Source organism: Pseudoxanthomonas sp. J35 (genome assembly GCF_000513995.1).
In the GTDB taxonomy this organism is placed as follows: Bacteria; Pseudomonadota; Gammaproteobacteria; order Xanthomonadales; family Xanthomonadaceae; genus Pseudoxanthomonas.
Genome location: NZ_AZVB01000002.1, coordinates 235,222 through 249,077 on the forward strand (window position 1 = coordinate 235,222; position 13,856 = coordinate 249,077).

The window sequence follows — 13,856 nt, forward strand, 5'->3', positions numbered from 1 at the left end:
GGAGGCATCGGGGCTGCGCCTGGACCACGCCGCCGGCGCGGGACACTGGGTGGAACTTCATTGCGTTTTCCGCCTGTTGCTCGCGAAAAACGTCCCGGGGCACGGGCGGACGCCCGGCACGGGCCGGGCGGCTGCGTCTTCTTTCATCCGGACTCTAGGGCGTGGACTCGCCACGCCTCGACCGTCGGCTCCGGCATTGGACCGGATCTGCTGCCTTCCGCCGGTTGCCGGCCGGAAGCGCTCGCGGGCTCGCGCCATGCCGAAGCACCGCGCCTACCGCCGGTGGGGAATTCCACCCCGCCCTGAAGACGTTGTTTCTGGTTGTCGGGAATGCCGGCGAACCGGCCCGCGCATTCTACCGCAGGCGGCTGAATGCCCTCCGGTCGGTGGCCGGAACAGTGCATCCATGGACCGGCCGGGACGGGCCGGCGACCGCCCTCAGGCCTGGCGCGGCCGCAGCAGCAGGCGCCGGTCCGGGTCGAAGGCGGCCTCGTCGACCACGTCGAAGCGCAGGGCCTGGGCCATGCTGCCGAGGCCAAGCCCGGCGAACAGCGGGCGCGCCTCGTCGCCCAGCAGCAGCGGCGCCTGGTACAGCAGCAGCTCGTCGACCACGCCGGCGCGCAGCAGCGCCCCGCAGAGCACCGGGCCGGCCTCGACCTGGGCCTCGTTGATCCCGCGCGCACCGAGCAGGCGCAGCGCCGCCTCCAGGTCGAGGTGGCCGTCGCGCAGTGGTACGGCCGCGAATTCCGCCTCCACGCCCGGCGGCGGCACGGCATCGGGGCCGTGCAGGTACAGCGTCGGCGCGCTGCCGTCGCGGACCTTCACGCTGGCCAGGCTGCGCAGGCGGCGGTCGAGGACCACGCGCAGCGGCGGTACGAGATCGGCGCCCTCGCCGACCCGCGCGGTCAGCGCCGGGTCGTCGGCCAGCACCGTGTCGGCGCCGGTGAGGATGGCGCCGCTGCGCGCGCGCCAGCGCTGCACGTCGGCGCGCGCAGTCTCGCCGGTGATCCACTTCGACTCGCCGCTGGCCATCGCCGTGCGCCCGTCGAGGCTGGCAGCCAGCTTGATCCGCAGCCACGGCCGCCCGCGCTGCACCCGCGACAGGAAGCCGCGGTTGAGCTCGCGCGCTTCGGCCTCCAGCAGCCCGGAGGCCACCTCGATCCCGGCCGCGCGCAGGCGGGCGAAACCGGCGCCGTCGACGCGCGGGAACGGATCGCGCATCGCCGCCACCACCCGGGCGACGCCGGCAGCCACCAGCGCGTCCGCGCACGGCGGCGTGCGTCCGTGGTGGGCGCAGGGTTCCAGGGTCACGTAGGCGGTGGCGCCGCGCGCGCGTTCGCCGGCCTCGCGCAGGGCGAACACTTCCGCGTGCGGCTCGCCGGTGCGCGGATGCCAGCCCTCGCCGACGATTTCGCCGTCGCGGGCGAGCACGCAGCCGACCATCGGGTTCGGGCGCGCGGTCCACAGGCCGCGTCCGGCCAGCTGCAGCGCGCGCGCCATCAGTTCGCGGTCGCGGGCGTCGAAACCGTCCATCAGGCTTCCCCCATGCATTCGGTCGCCATCACCTGCACGTGCAGCAGGCCCAGCGTCACCTGCGCGTGCTCGCGCCAGCCCCGCGCGCGGTACCAGTCGACCAGCGCCGGCGTGCAGTACAGGTACAGCTGCCGCACGCCCAGCGCACCGGCTTCGGCCACGCAGTGCGCGACCAGCGCCGCGCCCACGCCCTGCCCGCGCGCCTCCGGGCGCACGTACAGGCTGGCCAGCCACGGCGAGTACTGGCGGATGTCCTGGTGGTCCTCCTGCAGCAGGCTGACCGAACCGAGCCAGCCGCCGGCGTCGTCCAGCGCCAGCAGGGTGCTCGGGATCGCCCGCGCCTGCCTGTGCGAACGCAGTTCGCCGGCGGCCTGCGCCACGGTCCAGTCCGGCAGCAGCCGGCCGAAGGCCTCGACGTGCGCGGCGGCGAGCGCGTCGATGTGCCGCGGGTGGTCACGCAGCCACTCGATGCGCATGGCGGCGGTCAGCGCTTCCGGTTGCGGTCGGCGTGCCGGTCGATCGGCACGACCTCGCCGCCCTGCAGCAGCGGCAGCTGGCCGCTGCCCGGCGGCAGGTCGCGCTCGAGTTTCTCGATCTCCTCGCGGAAGTCGGCCACGTCCTCGAAGCTGCGGTAGACCGAGGCGAAGCGCACGTAGCCGACGTGGTCGAGCTTGCGCAGCTCGTCCATCACGAACTCGCCGATGCGCCGCGACGCCAACTCGCGCTCGCCGCTCATGCGCACCCCGTGCACGACCGCGCGCACCGCCGCTTCGATCTGCTCCTCGGACACCGGGCGCTTCTGCAGCGCGCGGTCGAAGCCCTGGCGCAGCTTCTTGGCGTCGAACTGCTCGCGGCGGCCGTCGCTCTTGATGATCGCCGGCAGCTTCAGCTCCACCGTTTCCAGGGTGCTGAAGCGCTCGCCGCAGGCCTCGCAGCCGCGCCGGCGGCGGATCGTCGCGCCGTCCTCGGACACGCGCGAATCGATCACGCGGGTATCGTTGTGCTGGCAGTACGGACAATGCATCGGACTTCCTCAGCGGGCCCCGCACTCGAAGGGGATGGCGGCCAGGTCAGCGGCGATGGCCCGGGAGACCCCCACCGCCCACCATGCCGGCGCCCGGCCGTGCTCCATCCCGACCGGTCCTGCTCAGCCGTAGACCGGGTACTTGCGGCACTGCTCGGTGACCTTCGCCTTGACGGCTTCGATCACGCTGTCGTCGTTCGGCGCGTCGAGCACGTCGGCGATCCAGTTGGCCAGGTCGATGCAATCCTGCTCGGTGTAGCCGCGGGTGGTCACCGCCGGGGTGCCCAGGCGCAGGCCCGAGGTCACGAACGGCGAGCGCGGGTCGTTGGGCACCGAGTTCTTGTTGACGGTGATGTGGGCCTTGCCCAGCGCCGCCTCCGCGTCCTTGCCGGACACGTCCTTGCCGATCATGTCGACCAGCATCAGGTGGTTCTGCGTGCCGCCGGAGACGATCTTGTAACCGCGCGCGATCAGCGTGCCGGCCATGGCCTGGGCATTCTTCACGACCTGCTGCTGGTAGGCCTTGAACTCCGGCTCCAGCGCCTCCTTGAAGGCCACCGCCTTGGCCGCGATCACGTGCATCAGCGGACCGCCCTGGATGCCCGGGAACACGATCGACTGGAGCTTCTTGGAGATCTCCTCGAACTGCTCGCCGGCGCCCTGGGTCGCGGACAGGATGATGCCGCCGCGCGGGCCGCGCAGGGTCTTGTGGGTGGTGGAGGTGACCACGTGCGCGTGCGGCAGCGGGTTCGGGTACACGCCGGCGGCAACCAGGCCGGCGACGTGGGCCATGTCCACGAACAGGTACGCGCCGACCTTGTCGGCGATGGCGCGGAAGCGCGCCCAGTCGATCACCTGCGAATAGGCGGAGAAGCCGGCCACGACCATCTTCGGCTTGTGTTCCACGGCCAGGCGCTCGACCTCGTCGTAGTCGATCAGGCCTTCGTCGTTGACGCCGTACTGGATGGCGTTGAACAGCTTGCCGGAGGCATTCACCTTGGCGCCGTGGGTCAGGTGGCCGCCGTGGGCCAGCGACATGCCGAGGATGGTGTCGCCCGGCTGCAGCAGGGCGAAGTACACGGCCTGGTTGGCCTGCGAGCCGGAATGCGGCTGCACGTTGGCGTAGTCCGCCCCGAACAGCTGCTTGACCCGGTCGATCGCCAGCTGCTCGGCGACGTCGACGTATTCGCAGCCGCCGTAGTAGCGCTTGTGCGGGTAGCCCTCGGCGTACTTGTTGGTCAGCACGCTGCCCTGCGCTTCCATGACCCGCGGGCTGGCATAGTTCTCGCTGGCGATCAGCTCGACATGGTCTTCCTGGCGCCGGGCCTCGTCGGCGATCGCCTTGGCCAGTTCGGGATCGTAGGCTTCGATTCGGGCGTCGCGCGGGTACATCGGCTCTCCAGGGGCGGGCAGGCAGGGGTGCTCAGACCCGAAATTGTAAGCCCGGCCGCAGGTTGCCGCCATTGAAGGGGGTCGCGGAATCCGGCGCCCGGCCGCCGTGGACGCTTGCCGGGCACCCGGGCCGCCCTTTCTTGCCCCCCTCGCCCGTCCCTGCCGTGCCCCGGAAACGGAAACGCCGCCCCGCAGGTCTGCGGGACGGCGTCTGGATGGAGCCCGGCGCGAACCGGTCAGTGGTGCAGGATGATGTCGGCGATGATGCCGGTGGCCACGGCCACCAGGAGCATGTCGCCGCGGTCGTCGCGGATCCAGTGGTGGCCGTGCGGCGGGCGGCGCAGGTGGTAGCGGTCGTAGTCGTGCACCACGTAGACCGGGCCCCGGTAGTAGTCGCGGTAGCGGTGGCCGCGGACCCAGCCGTACGACGGCGCCGGCCGGTAGACCACCCGCGGTTCGTGGTAGCGGGCATCGCGGTAGCCGTCCTTGTAGCCCTTGCTGTAGTGGCGGCGGTCGTCGCGGCGGTCGTGGTCGTGGCGCCCGTGATGCTTGCCATGGCCGTGGCCACGCTCGTTCCAGCCGTGGTGGCCGCGGTCGTGGCCGGGGCCGCCAGCCGCCAGGGCCGGGGCCGCGACGCCCAGCGCGAGCATCGAGGTCATCGCGACGGCAATCACTCGGTTCATCTTCATGGCGGCACTCGCTGGTGTGGATGGGCGAGTCCAATCTTGTTCACGGCGCATGAACGGTTTCCGACTGGAACCGTTTCCCGTCAACGCCTTCTCCCTGACCGTTCAGCCGGCGGAAATCCCGCCCCGGCAGGGCCTGCGGCCGATCCGGCGACGCCGGGGCCTGGCCCGCGATCGGGCTATAATCGCGCGTTCCCTTTCCAGCCGGGATCCCGTCCGTACGCCGGCCGGGACGCGGTCGCGCGCTACGGAGACAGCATGTCCTCGCAATACATCTACACCATGAACCGGGTGTCCAAGGTGGTCCCGCCGAAGCGGCAGATCATCAAGGACATCTCGCTGAGCTTCTTCCCGGGGGCCAAGATCGGCCTGCTGGGCCTCAATGGCGCCGGCAAGTCCACCGTGCTGCGGATCATGGCCGGCGTCGACCAGGACTTCGAGGGCGAGGCCCGCCCGCAGCCCGGCATCAAGGTCGGCTACCTGCCGCAGGAACCGGAGCTGGATCCGGAGATGACCGTCCGCGAAGCGGTCGAGGAAGGCGTCGGCGAGGTCCTGCAGGCGCAGGCCGCGCTGGAGAAGGTCTACGCCGCCTACGCCGAGGAAGGCGCCGACTTCGACGCGCTGGCCAAGGAGCAGGAGCGCCTGGAGGCGATCCTGGCCTCGGGCGACGCCCACACCCTCGAGCAGCAGCTGGACGTGGCCGCCGACGCGCTGCGCCTGCCGCCGTGGGACGCGAAGATCGGCAAGCTGTCCGGCGGCGAGAAGCGCCGCGTCGCCCTGTGCCGCCTGCTGCTGCAGAAGCCGGACATGCTGCTGCTCGACGAACCGACCAACCACCTCGACGCCGAGTCGGTCGAGTGGCTCGAGCAGTTCCTGGCCCGCTACACCGGCACCGTGGTCGCGGTGACCCACGACCGCTACTTCCTCGACAACGCCGCCGAGTGGATCCTCGAGCTGGACCGCGGCCGCGGCATCCCGTGGAAGGGCAACTACACCGAGTGGCTGCAGCAGAAGGAAGAGCGCCTCAAGCAGGAAGAGAACCAGGAGAAGGCGCGGCAGAAGGCGATCGCCAAGGAACTGGAGTGGGCGCGGCAGAACGCCAAGGGCGGCCGCTCCAAGGGCAAGGCGCGCCTGGCCCGCCTCGAGGAACTGCAGTCGGTCGAGTACCAGAAGCGCAACGAGACCAACGAGATCTTCATCCCGCCGGGCGAGCGCCTGGGCAACTCGGTGATCGAGTTCAGGAACGTCTCCAAGAAGTTCGGCGAGCGCCTGCTGATCGACGACCTGAGCTTCATCGTGCCGGCCGGCGCGATCGTCGGCATCATCGGCCCCAACGGCGCCGGCAAGTCGACCCTGTTCAAGATGATCACCGGCCAGGAGAAGCCGGACAGCGGCGAGATCGTGATCGGCCCGACCGTGAACCTGGCCTACGTGGACCAGAGCCGCGGCGCGCTGAACCCGAACAACACCGTGTTCCAGGAGGTCTCCGGGGGCCTGGACATCCTCAACATCAACGGCATCGAGATCCAGTCGCGCGCCTACATCGGCCGCTTCAACTTCAAGGGCCCGGACCAGCAGAAGCTGGTCGGTTCGCTGTCCGGCGGCGAACGCGGCCGCCTGCACATGGCCAAGACCCTGCTGCAGGGCGGCAACGTGCTGCTGCTCGACGAACCGTCGAACGACCTGGACATCGAGACCCTGCGCGCGCTGGAAGACGCGTTGCTGGAGTTCCCGGGCAACGCCTTCGTGATCTCGCACGACCGCTGGTTCCTGGACCGCATCGCCACCCACATCCTCGCCTTCGAGGGCGATTCGCACGTGGAGTTCTTCCAGGGCAACTACCGCGAGTACGAGGAAGACAAGAAGCGCCGCCTCGGCGACGACGCCGGCCCGAAGCGCCTGCGCTTCAAGGCCCTGAAGTAAGCGCTGCACGGAATGCCCGCCACTCGGCGGGCGTTCTTCTTCGGGGACGGCGCAACGCTCAGCCCACGAGCGCGGCCAGTTCGAACGCGACCACGGTGAGGACCGACTGCACCACCGCGTACAGGCACAGGCCGAGCACGCCGCGCAACACGGACTTCCACCACGGGTAACCGGCGAAGAACTGCGCCAGAGAGAACAGCTGGAAGACGATCGCGAAGGACATCGCCCAGCCCGGCGCGCCCGGGACCCAGCGCTGCAACAGCAGCCCGGCGATCCAGAACATGAAGGCCTGCACGGTGACGAAGGTGCTGATCACCAGCCACTCGGGATAGTTGAGGCCGCCGACGCGGTGGAACGCGACCCGGAGGGCCAGCGCTTCCACCGGCAGCAACAGCAGGGTGATGGCCGCGAAGTGGTGGTTCGCCCAGGCCTGCACCGCCCTCGCCGAATCCTGCGCCGCGAGCACCGCATCCGGATCCGGATTGCCGGACATTTCGACGCCCGCGAGCACGGCCGAGCCGATGACGTCGCCGCCGGCGGCGAGGCGCCCTACGAGTACCACCGCCGCGGCCCCCAGCAGCACAACGGCAGCGGTTTGACCTGGCGCGCACGGCGGCCCTCGACGTAGTCGCGCATCAACCGGCCGGGGCGCAGCAGCAGGTTGCGCAGCGAGTACCCCAGGCCGCGGTCGAGATTGAGGATGCCGTAACGGACCTGTTCGACCAGGTAGGTCCAGTCGATGCGGCGTGCCGTCGCCGGCTGGCCGCAGCCCGGACAGAAGTTGCGCACGGGACCGCCCACGGCGTGTCCGCACTCCACGCACCGCACTGCATCCGACATCCGCGTCTCCCCGCGCACTGGCCGCGCATCATACCTGCTGCCGCAGGCAGGGCCGCGAGACACGTCCTGCCCTGCCCTGCCCTGTCCGGCTCCGGGCGTGCCGCATCGGGAAACAGGCGTCCGCTAGCGGTCCGGTTGCAGCCCGTGCGCGGCGTCGGTCGCCGCCAGCCGCCCACGCCCGTAGAACAGGCTCAGCAGCGGCGAGGACATCAACGTGGTGACCAGGGTCATCGCGAACAGCAGGGTGAACAGCTCCGGCCCGATCAGGCCCGCATCGAAACCGATCCTGATCACGATCAGCTCCATCAGCCCGCGCGCGTTCATCAGCGAACCCACCGCCAGGCTGTCGCCCCAGCCGTAGCCGTTGAGGCGCGCGCCGGCGGCGCAGCCGATGATCTTGCCGGCCACCGCCACCAGCAGGATCAGCGCCAGCGCACCGGGGCCGGCGCCGGCGAAGGCCTGGCTGGTGGTGTTCTGCCCGGCCAGCGCGAACACCACCGGCATCAGCAGCAGCACCGCCATCGGCTCGATGCGGCGGACCAGGTAGTGCAGCAGCCATTCCTCGCGCGGCAGGCACAGGCCGAACAGGAACGCGCCCAGCACCGCATGCAGGCCGACCCACTCCGCCGCGGCTGCGCAGGCCAGCACGCCGACCAGCAGCCACACCATCACCCACGGCGGCGGCTCGGTGGCGCCCGGGTGCGGACGCAGCAGGCGCGCATAGAGCGGCTCCAGCAGCACGAACACGACCGCGACGAGCGCCACGCCGCCGCCGATCGCCAGCACCACGCTGTTGCCCGGGCCGCCGCCCGACAGCGCCAGCACCAGGGCGAGGAAGATCCACACGCAGGCGTCGTCGATGACCGCGGCGCTCAACGCCAGCCGGCCGGGCGTGCTCCGCGCCAGGCCGCGGTCCTTGAGGATCCGCGCCAGCACCGGGAACGCGGTCACCGACATCACCGCCGCGATGAACAGCGCGAACGGCCAGTAGCCCACCCCGTCGGGGGCCATCCGCCGGTACAGCCACGGCGCCAGCGCCAGCGACAGCAGCAGCGGGAAGGCGATGCCCAGCACACCGATCGACACCGCCGCGCGCACCTGGCGGCGGTCGCCCTCCGGCGCGCGCAGTTCGGCGCCGACGATGAACATGAAGAACGCCACGCCGATCGTGCCCAGCCCCGAAAGCGCCGGCAGCGAGCCGGCCGAGAACAGCACCGCATGCGCGTCGGGAAGCAGCGCGCCGAACACCATCGGCCCCAGCAGCAGGCCCGCGGCCATCTCGCCGATCACCGGCGGCTGGCCGAACCGGCGCAACACCCATCCGCACAGCCGCGCCAGCGCCAGGATGGTGACCAGCTGCAGCAACAGCACGGTGGTGGGATTCATGCAGCCCTCTGCGCAGGTACTGGATCCCGGCAACCGCACCCGGGGCATGGAGCGGTCCGGTCGACCGGAACCGGGCCATGCTGGCCAGCGGATATTGGCACGACGCGAAGCGGAAGTGCCGGGTCCACGGGCGCGGTACGACGGCACGCCGGCGACCCGGAAGGTTTCGTCGGAAAGCGAGTACGGAGGGCAGGAGCGGCCGTGCCCGCTGGGCCATGACGGCACGACGCGCAGCGCGCGCGTCGGCGGCGGTCCCGGCAGCGCGAGGCGGCCGGGACCGGCTGAACGGCTCAGTCGGCGTAAGGCGAACGCACCGGCTGCGGCTGCCGGCCGAGGTTGGCGCCGAAGCGGTCGAGCAGGAAACGCAGGTACAGGTTGGTGCCGTACTGGCGGTAGTCGCGGGCGTTGTTCAGGTCCACCCGGCCACCCAGGAACAGCTGCCGCGACAGCTGCCACTCGGCCGCGGCGCTGAGGTTGTAGGACTGGCCGGTATGGCTCTGCGCCGGTCCGGCGAGAAGAAGTAGTGCGGGGTCTGCACCACCGCCAGCTTCGGGTCGCGCAGGAACCAGCCCATCGACACCTGCAGGAACGAGCGCGCCGGGATGTGGTCGCAGTCGAAGATGGCGACGAACTCGCCGCTGGACTTCTTCAGCGCGGCGTTGATGTTGCCGGCCTTGGCATGGTTGTTGTTGGTGCGGGTGACGTAGTGCACGCCGACCTGCTCGCAGAACTCGCGGAACTCCTCGCGGCGGCCGTCGTCGAGCACGTGGATGTTGAGCTTGTCCACCGGCCAGTCCAGCACGGTGGCGGCCAGCACGGTGGTGCGCACCACCGCCAGCGGCTCGTTGTAGGTGGGGATGAACACGTCCACCGTCGGCCACTGCGACTGGTCCGCCGGCAGCGGCAACGGCTTGCGGTTCAGCGGCCAGGCCACCTGGAAGTAGCCCAGCACCAGGATCAGGTAGGCGTAGACCTCGGCCAGCACCAGGCCCAGGCCGAGGGTGAGGTCGACGAAGCTGCTCCAGCCCATGGTCTCGGTCAGCCGCCACCACATGTAGCGGGTGGACATGGCCAGGGACAGGCCCATCATCGCCAGCACCGCCAGGCGGCTGCCATTGCGACGCAGGAGCAGCGCGGCGATGAACACCACCGCCGAGAACACCAGCTGCGGACCGGCCGCGAGCGGGACGGTGGCCACGAACGCCAGCACCGGCAGGGCGCTCGCCCACAGCACGACGCGGGCGCTCCAGGCGCCTGGCGCCTGGCCCTTCGGGCCCCGTTGCGGATCCATCGATTCTCCTTCACCGGCCGCGCGGGCGGCCGGTCGCGTTCTCATCGGGAATGGGGGGCTGCCGCCGGCCCGATGCTCCGGCGTCGCGCAACCCCGGGAAGTGCGCTCAGCGGAACAGGCGGCGCAGCGGGCTTTCCTCGCCGCCGGACTCGCTCCGCCCGCCTTCGGCCAGGCGCTGGAACAGCTGTTCCAGCGGCGTCCTGGCAGGCTTGGCCGTGGTCCGCGCGGGATCGATCAGGACCACGGTGCCGCGCGCCGGCGCCGGGCCGGCAGCCGGCGCACGGGGTGCGGCCGACCCGGCCAGCATCCCCGGGAGGGTGCCGGTCGTCGGCGCCTGCACGGCGGTGGTGACCGGGGCCGGTTCCTGCACGGCCTCCAGGGCCGGCGCCTGGGGCGCGGGCTCGACCGGGTCGGCGGGCACAGCGGCCGCGGCGGAAGCCGACGCAGCCGGGGCGGACGGAGCCTTCAACGCGGCCAGGGAGAACACCTGGTAGCCGACGGGCGCGTCACCCTGCACGCCCACCCGGGCGAACAGGCCGGCTACATCGTCGAGTGGAACGCCGGCCTGGGACTTGCTGCTGCTCATCAATGGGACCTGCTCACGACACACGACACAGAAGGCACGTCCGGGGATTCGGCCGCGCCGGTGCTGACATCCAGGCGCGCGGACATGCCGGCGGCCCGGAACCATTCGCGGTAGACCCCTTCCAGGAAGCCCGTGGCCAGCGACGTCTGCCCCAGCACCGCGGCCAGCGGCGAGGCGACGTGGCGGATCACCACCTGGTCCGGCTGCTCCTCGAACACGGCGAAGCCCCAGTCCAGCGAGGACCAGAGGGCGTCGACATGGGCCTGGAGTTCCTGGAGGGTGGCGGCCCTGGGCAGCGGGTGGGCCTGGGCGAAGCGGCGACCGATGCGGGCCATCAGCCGCGCCTGGTCGTCCTCGTCGAGGGCTTGTGCCACCTCTTCCGCCAGCGCACGGACGAACCCGCGCCACTGGGGCGAACAGGACTGCGAGCGGTAGTAGTCCAGCGTATTGTTCAGATTCATGAACCCAAGAACAGCCCGACGCCTCCCGCCGGCAACCGAAATGCGGTCCCGGGCCCGTCCCTGGGTGGCGAAGCCTTAAGAAGATGAGAAATTCGTCTCAAAATTCCAGTAACGGCCGGCAACGGACCCTCTCCGCACCTGCCGCGCTGACGCCCTTTGGCAGGAGGACGGGTGCCCCGCCTCCCCTGCCGCGGATTGCCTCGGATGCAGGCTAGCAGGCCCCTATCGGGGAATCCTTGATCCTGCTCAATGACCCCCGCCTGCGCGGCCGGACCGGCCGGGACCGACGACGGATCGCGACCCGGCCGGCAGCGGGCTTCAGGGAAACACGTCGATGAACGTGTTGATCGACAGCCGCCCGTTGCGCGGGTCCGGCGGCGGGACGCGGCTGTTGTCGATGGTCGCCGAATGCAGGGAATTGCGCCGGTACACCAGCATCCGGTTGTAGACGCCGTCGACCTTGTCGATCCGCTCGAACAGTGGCGTGTCCTCGCCGATGTAGCCCGGGCTGGGCGCGTCCGGGCCGAGGCTCTCCATCTGCAGGCGGGTGAAGTAGGCCAGCTCCCGGTCCTCGTCCACGTACTCGTAGCCGGTGCTGCGGTGGCGGTAGAAGGCGGTGCCGCCCCAGCCCTCGTGGAACAGGTAGTGCACCGTGGCCAGGCCGCGCCCGGTGGCCGAGTCGATGTGCGGGATCCGCTGCAGGAACACCAGCTTCTCCGGTGGCTGGGTCACCAGCGAGTAGTGGCACATCGGGAAGGCCAGTCGCGCCTGCGGCGGCAGTCCGAACACCTCGCCCATGAGCGGCCGCAGCAGTTTCTCTAGGAAGGCCTCGTAGGACAGCGGCGCGCGCATGCGGATCCCGGGGAACATCGCCCCCTGCGGGGTGAAGTGGCCGCGCTCGGCCTTGCGCACGAGCCGGTCGGGATCGGCCACCAGCTGGTCGATGACCAGCAGCGGTGCGCCCTCGGCGCCGATCCGCCGTACCTGGAGGTGCAGCCCGGGATGCGCCTCGATCAGCATCGGCGCATCACCGGACCAGGCCGCCGCCGAGGCCGGCGATCCTGCCGGTCACCTTCTCGTGCTGCCGGGCGCGTGCGTACATCTCCTCCCAGGCCGAGGGCGGCGCCTTGCAGTAGCTCGCGATGAACTGCTCCTGGCTGGGCATGGCCGCCACGGCGGCTTCGATCGGCCTGCGCACGCCCTCGAGCAGGCGCTTGAGGTCGGCGTCCGACAGCGCGCGGGTCAGCGGATGGTGGCTGCGCGGCATCACGCCCTGGCCGAGCATGCAGTGGGTCCAGGAATCGAGGCGGAACAGTTCGTCTTCCCCCTGCCACGCGTAGCCGGTCTCGCGGAACACCTGGATGCGCTCGCCCAGGCCGGGTGGCAGTTCCATTTCGCGGCACTGCTTCCACAGCGGCTCGTCGCGCTGGTTGAGGTGGTAATGCATCACGACGAAATCGCGGACGTGCTCCAGCTCCTGGCGACTGACCTCGTTGAAGCGGTCCACCGCCGCCTGGCTGATGCCCTCGGAGGGGAAGAACTGCACCAGGCGGGTGACCGCGCTCAGGGTCAGGTGGATGCTGGTGGACTCCAGCGGTTCGATGAAGCCGCTCGCCAGCCCGAGCGCGATCACGTTCTTGTTCCAGGTCTTGCGCCGGCGACCGGTGCGGAACGGGATGATCCACGGGTCGCGCAGCGGCTTGGCCGGGTTCTCGGCGAGCAGCCTGGCGGTCGCCTCGTCGTCGGACATGTGCGCATCGGAAAACACGATGCCGCACCCGATCCGGTGCTGGAGCGAGATCTTCCAGTGCCAGCCGGCCTCGTGCGCGATCGCGCGCGTGTACGGCACCGGCGGCCCGTCGGCTTCGGTCTGCAGCGCCACCGCGCGGTTGCTTGGCAGCCAGTGGTTCCAGTCCTCGTAGCCGGTGTGCAGCGCCTGCTCGCTCAGCACCGCGCGCGCGCCGGTGCAGTCGATGAACAGGTCGCCCTCGATGACCTGCCCGTCCTCCAGCACCAGCGCCTGCACGTAGCCGCTGTCCGGATCCTGGCGCACCTGCGCGATCTTGCCCTCGACGCGCCTGAGCCCGCGGCCCTCGCACTTGACCCGCATGAACGCCGCATACAGCCCGGCGTCGAAGTGGTAGGCGTAGCTCACCTCGCGACGCTCCGCCGTGGCCGCCTTGGTCCAGCGCATCGACCACTGCTGGGCGTTCTGGCCGGCATCGAACAGGGCGAACCGGTCCTGGAGCGCGGCGACGGTTTCCAGGCAGTAGTCGCCCAGTTCGCTCTGCATGCCGCGGCGGCGGCTTTCCAGCCAGAACTGGTGGAAGTCGCACGACCAGGTGTTCACGCCGGTGGTGCCGAACGGATGGATGTAGCGCGACCCCGGGCGGAGCCAGTTCTCGAACGAGATCGCCAGCTTGAAGCTGCCGGCGACCGAGCTGAGGAATTCGCGCTCGTCGATCTGCAGCAGGCGGTGGAACGTGCGGATGGTCGGGATCGTGGACTCGCCCACGCCGACGGTGCCGACCTGCTCGGACTCCACCAGGGTGACGTCCAGCAGGTCGCGGAACTGGTGGGTCAACGCGCACGCGGCCACCCATCCGGCGGTACCGCCGCCGGCGATGACGACCTTGCGGATCCTGTTGTTCTCCAAGACTCCCTCCCCTCAGCATTGCATTGCCGCGTCGCGCGGCCCGTTCGTCCCACCGGCGTCGCTTGCGCCGCCTGCCCC

The 13,856-nt window shown here is 70.6% G+C and carries 14 protein-coding genes, 1 pseudogene and 1 riboswitch; of the genes and pseudogenes, 1 reads left to right on the forward strand and 14 read right to left on the reverse strand.

Annotation, left to right across the window (positions count from 1 at the left end; translation table 11 throughout):
* Window positions 1-131 precede the first annotated feature (131 nt).
* Window positions 132-314: riboswitch (FMN riboswitch) on the reverse strand.
* 124 nt (window positions 315-438) lie between these two features.
* The 5 genes from ribD to PSEJ35_RS0102835 form a co-directional block, all read right to left on the reverse strand.
* The gene (gene ribD, locus PSEJ35_RS0102815; protein WP_028916465.1) at window positions 439-1,533 is read right to left on the reverse strand and encodes a bifunctional diaminohydroxyphosphoribosylaminopyrimidine deaminase/5-amino-6-(5-phosphoribosylamino)uracil reductase RibD; all 1,095 of its coding nucleotides are present in this window, start codon (window positions 1,531-1,533) and stop codon (window positions 439-441) included.
* Window positions 1,533-2,009: a GNAT family N-acetyltransferase gene (locus PSEJ35_RS0102820; protein WP_028916466.1), complete on the reverse strand. Its 477-nt coding sequence runs from the start codon at window positions 2,007-2,009 to the stop codon at window positions 1,533-1,535. Before PSEJ35_RS0102820 ends, ribD begins: the two co-directional genes overlap by 1 nt.
* A gap of 8 nt (window positions 2,010-2,017) precedes the next feature.
* Complete coding sequence (gene nrdR, locus PSEJ35_RS0102825) at window positions 2,018-2,557, reverse strand: transcriptional regulator NrdR (protein WP_028916467.1); 540 nt, start codon at window positions 2,555-2,557, stop codon at window positions 2,018-2,020.
* Between the two features lie 123 nt (window positions 2,558-2,680).
* Entirely contained in the window at window positions 2,681-3,949 is a 1,269-nt protein-coding gene (glyA, locus tag PSEJ35_RS0102830; protein WP_028916468.1) for a serine hydroxymethyltransferase, read from the reverse strand.
* Window positions 3,950-4,185: 236 nt separating this feature from the next.
* The gene (locus PSEJ35_RS0102835; RefSeq protein ID WP_028916469.1) at window positions 4,186-4,638 is read right to left on the reverse strand and encodes an RcnB family protein; all 453 of its coding nucleotides are present in this window, start codon (window positions 4,636-4,638) and stop codon (window positions 4,186-4,188) included.
* Window positions 4,639-4,893: 255 nt separating this feature from the next.
* Here PSEJ35_RS0102835 and ettA point away from each other — a divergent pair, with 255 nt between their 5' ends.
* Window positions 4,894-6,558, forward strand: a complete 1,665-nt coding sequence (gene ettA, locus PSEJ35_RS0102840; protein ID WP_028916470.1) for an energy-dependent translational throttle protein EttA — start codon at window positions 4,894-4,896, stop codon at window positions 6,556-6,558.
* A gap of 58 nt (window positions 6,559-6,616) precedes the next feature.
* Here the strand turns inward: ettA and PSEJ35_RS0102845 are convergent, their stop codons facing one another.
* The 9 genes and pseudogenes from PSEJ35_RS0102845 to PSEJ35_RS15220 all read right to left on the reverse strand — a co-directional run bounded on the left by PSEJ35_RS0102845 (window position 6,617) and on the right by PSEJ35_RS15220 (window position 13,778).
* Window positions 6,617-7,051 (reverse strand): hypothetical protein, encoded by a 435-nt coding sequence (locus tag PSEJ35_RS0102845; RefSeq protein ID WP_156924711.1) that lies wholly within the window; start codon window positions 7,049-7,051, stop codon window positions 6,617-6,619.
* A gap of 56 nt (window positions 7,052-7,107) precedes the next feature.
* A complete protein-coding gene (locus PSEJ35_RS0102850) occupies window positions 7,108-7,359 on the reverse strand; it encodes a DUF3667 domain-containing protein (RefSeq protein WP_028916472.1) in 252 nt (83 codons plus the stop codon).
* A 162-nt stretch (window positions 7,360-7,521) separates the two neighbouring features.
* Window positions 7,522-8,784, reverse strand: coding sequence for a cation:proton antiporter (locus PSEJ35_RS0102855; RefSeq protein ID WP_028916473.1), 1,263 nt, complete (start codon window positions 8,782-8,784; stop codon window positions 7,522-7,524).
* 290 nt (window positions 8,785-9,074) lie between these two features.
* Window positions 9,075-9,398, reverse strand: a complete 324-nt coding sequence (locus PSEJ35_RS17555; RefSeq protein WP_232207564.1) for a cellulose synthase subunit BcsC-related outer membrane protein — start codon at window positions 9,396-9,398, stop codon at window positions 9,075-9,077.
* Window positions 9,290-10,075, reverse strand: a pseudogene (locus PSEJ35_RS15215) (glycosyltransferase); the annotation flags it as partial. The gene PSEJ35_RS17555 and the pseudogene PSEJ35_RS15215, both read right to left, overlap by 109 nt.
* A gap of 106 nt (window positions 10,076-10,181) precedes the next feature.
* On the reverse strand, window positions 10,182-10,661 hold the full coding sequence (locus PSEJ35_RS0102870) for a hypothetical protein (RefSeq protein ID WP_028916475.1): 480 nt from the start codon (window positions 10,659-10,661) through the stop codon (window positions 10,182-10,184).
* A complete protein-coding gene (locus tag PSEJ35_RS0102875) occupies window positions 10,661-11,122 on the reverse strand; it encodes a cellulose biosynthesis protein BcsD (RefSeq protein WP_028916476.1) in 462 nt (153 codons plus the stop codon). The genes PSEJ35_RS0102870 and PSEJ35_RS0102875 overlap by 1 nt, the downstream gene beginning before the upstream one ends.
* Window positions 11,123-11,440: 318 nt before the next feature.
* A complete protein-coding gene (locus tag PSEJ35_RS0102880) occupies window positions 11,441-12,142 on the reverse strand; it encodes a DUF6445 family protein (protein WP_028916477.1) in 702 nt (233 codons plus the stop codon).
* A gap of 7 nt (window positions 12,143-12,149) precedes the next feature.
* A complete protein-coding gene (locus tag PSEJ35_RS15220; protein WP_051412442.1) occupies window positions 12,150-13,778 on the reverse strand; it encodes a tryptophan halogenase family protein in 1,629 nt (542 codons plus the stop codon).
* Between the last annotated feature and the right edge of the window lie 78 nt (window positions 13,779-13,856).

Bases quoted from the DNA above. Each gene is read 5' to 3' on its own strand.
- PSEJ35_RS0102845 (WP_156924711.1), bottom strand. From the start codon at position 7,051: ATGTCCGGCAATCCGGATCCGGATGCGGTGCTCGCGGCGCAGGATTCG.
- PSEJ35_RS0102835 (WP_028916469.1), bottom strand. From the start codon at position 4,638: ATGAAGATGAACCGAGTGATTGCCGTCGCGATGACCTCGATGCTCGCG.
- nrdR (WP_028916467.1), bottom strand. From the start codon at position 2,557: ATGCATTGTCCGTACTGCCAGCACAACGATACCCGCGTGATCGATTCG.
- PSEJ35_RS0102855 (WP_028916473.1), bottom strand. From the start codon at position 8,784: ATGAATCCCACCACCGTGCTGTTGCTGCAGCTGGTCACCATCCTGGCG.
- ettA (WP_028916470.1), top strand. From the start codon at position 4,894: ATGTCCTCGCAATACATCTACACCATGAACCGGGTGTCCAAGGTGGTC.
- PSEJ35_RS0102870 (WP_028916475.1), bottom strand. From the start codon at position 10,661: ATGAGCAGCAGCAAGTCCCAGGCCGGCGTTCCACTCGACGATGTAGCC.
- PSEJ35_RS0102820 (WP_028916466.1), bottom strand. From the start codon at position 2,009: ATGCGCATCGAGTGGCTGCGTGACCACCCGCGGCACATCGACGCGCTC.
- PSEJ35_RS0102875 (WP_028916476.1), bottom strand. From the start codon at position 11,122: ATGAATCTGAACAATACGCTGGACTACTACCGCTCGCAGTCCTGTTCG.
- PSEJ35_RS0102880 (WP_028916477.1), bottom strand. From the start codon at position 12,142: ATGCTGATCGAGGCGCATCCCGGGCTGCACCTCCAGGTACGGCGGATC.
- glyA (WP_028916468.1), bottom strand. From the start codon at position 3,949: ATGTACCCGCGCGACGCCCGAATCGAAGCCTACGATCCCGAACTGGCC.
- ribD (WP_028916465.1), bottom strand. From the start codon at position 1,533: ATGGACGGTTTCGACGCCCGCGACCGCGAACTGATGGCGCGCGCGCTG.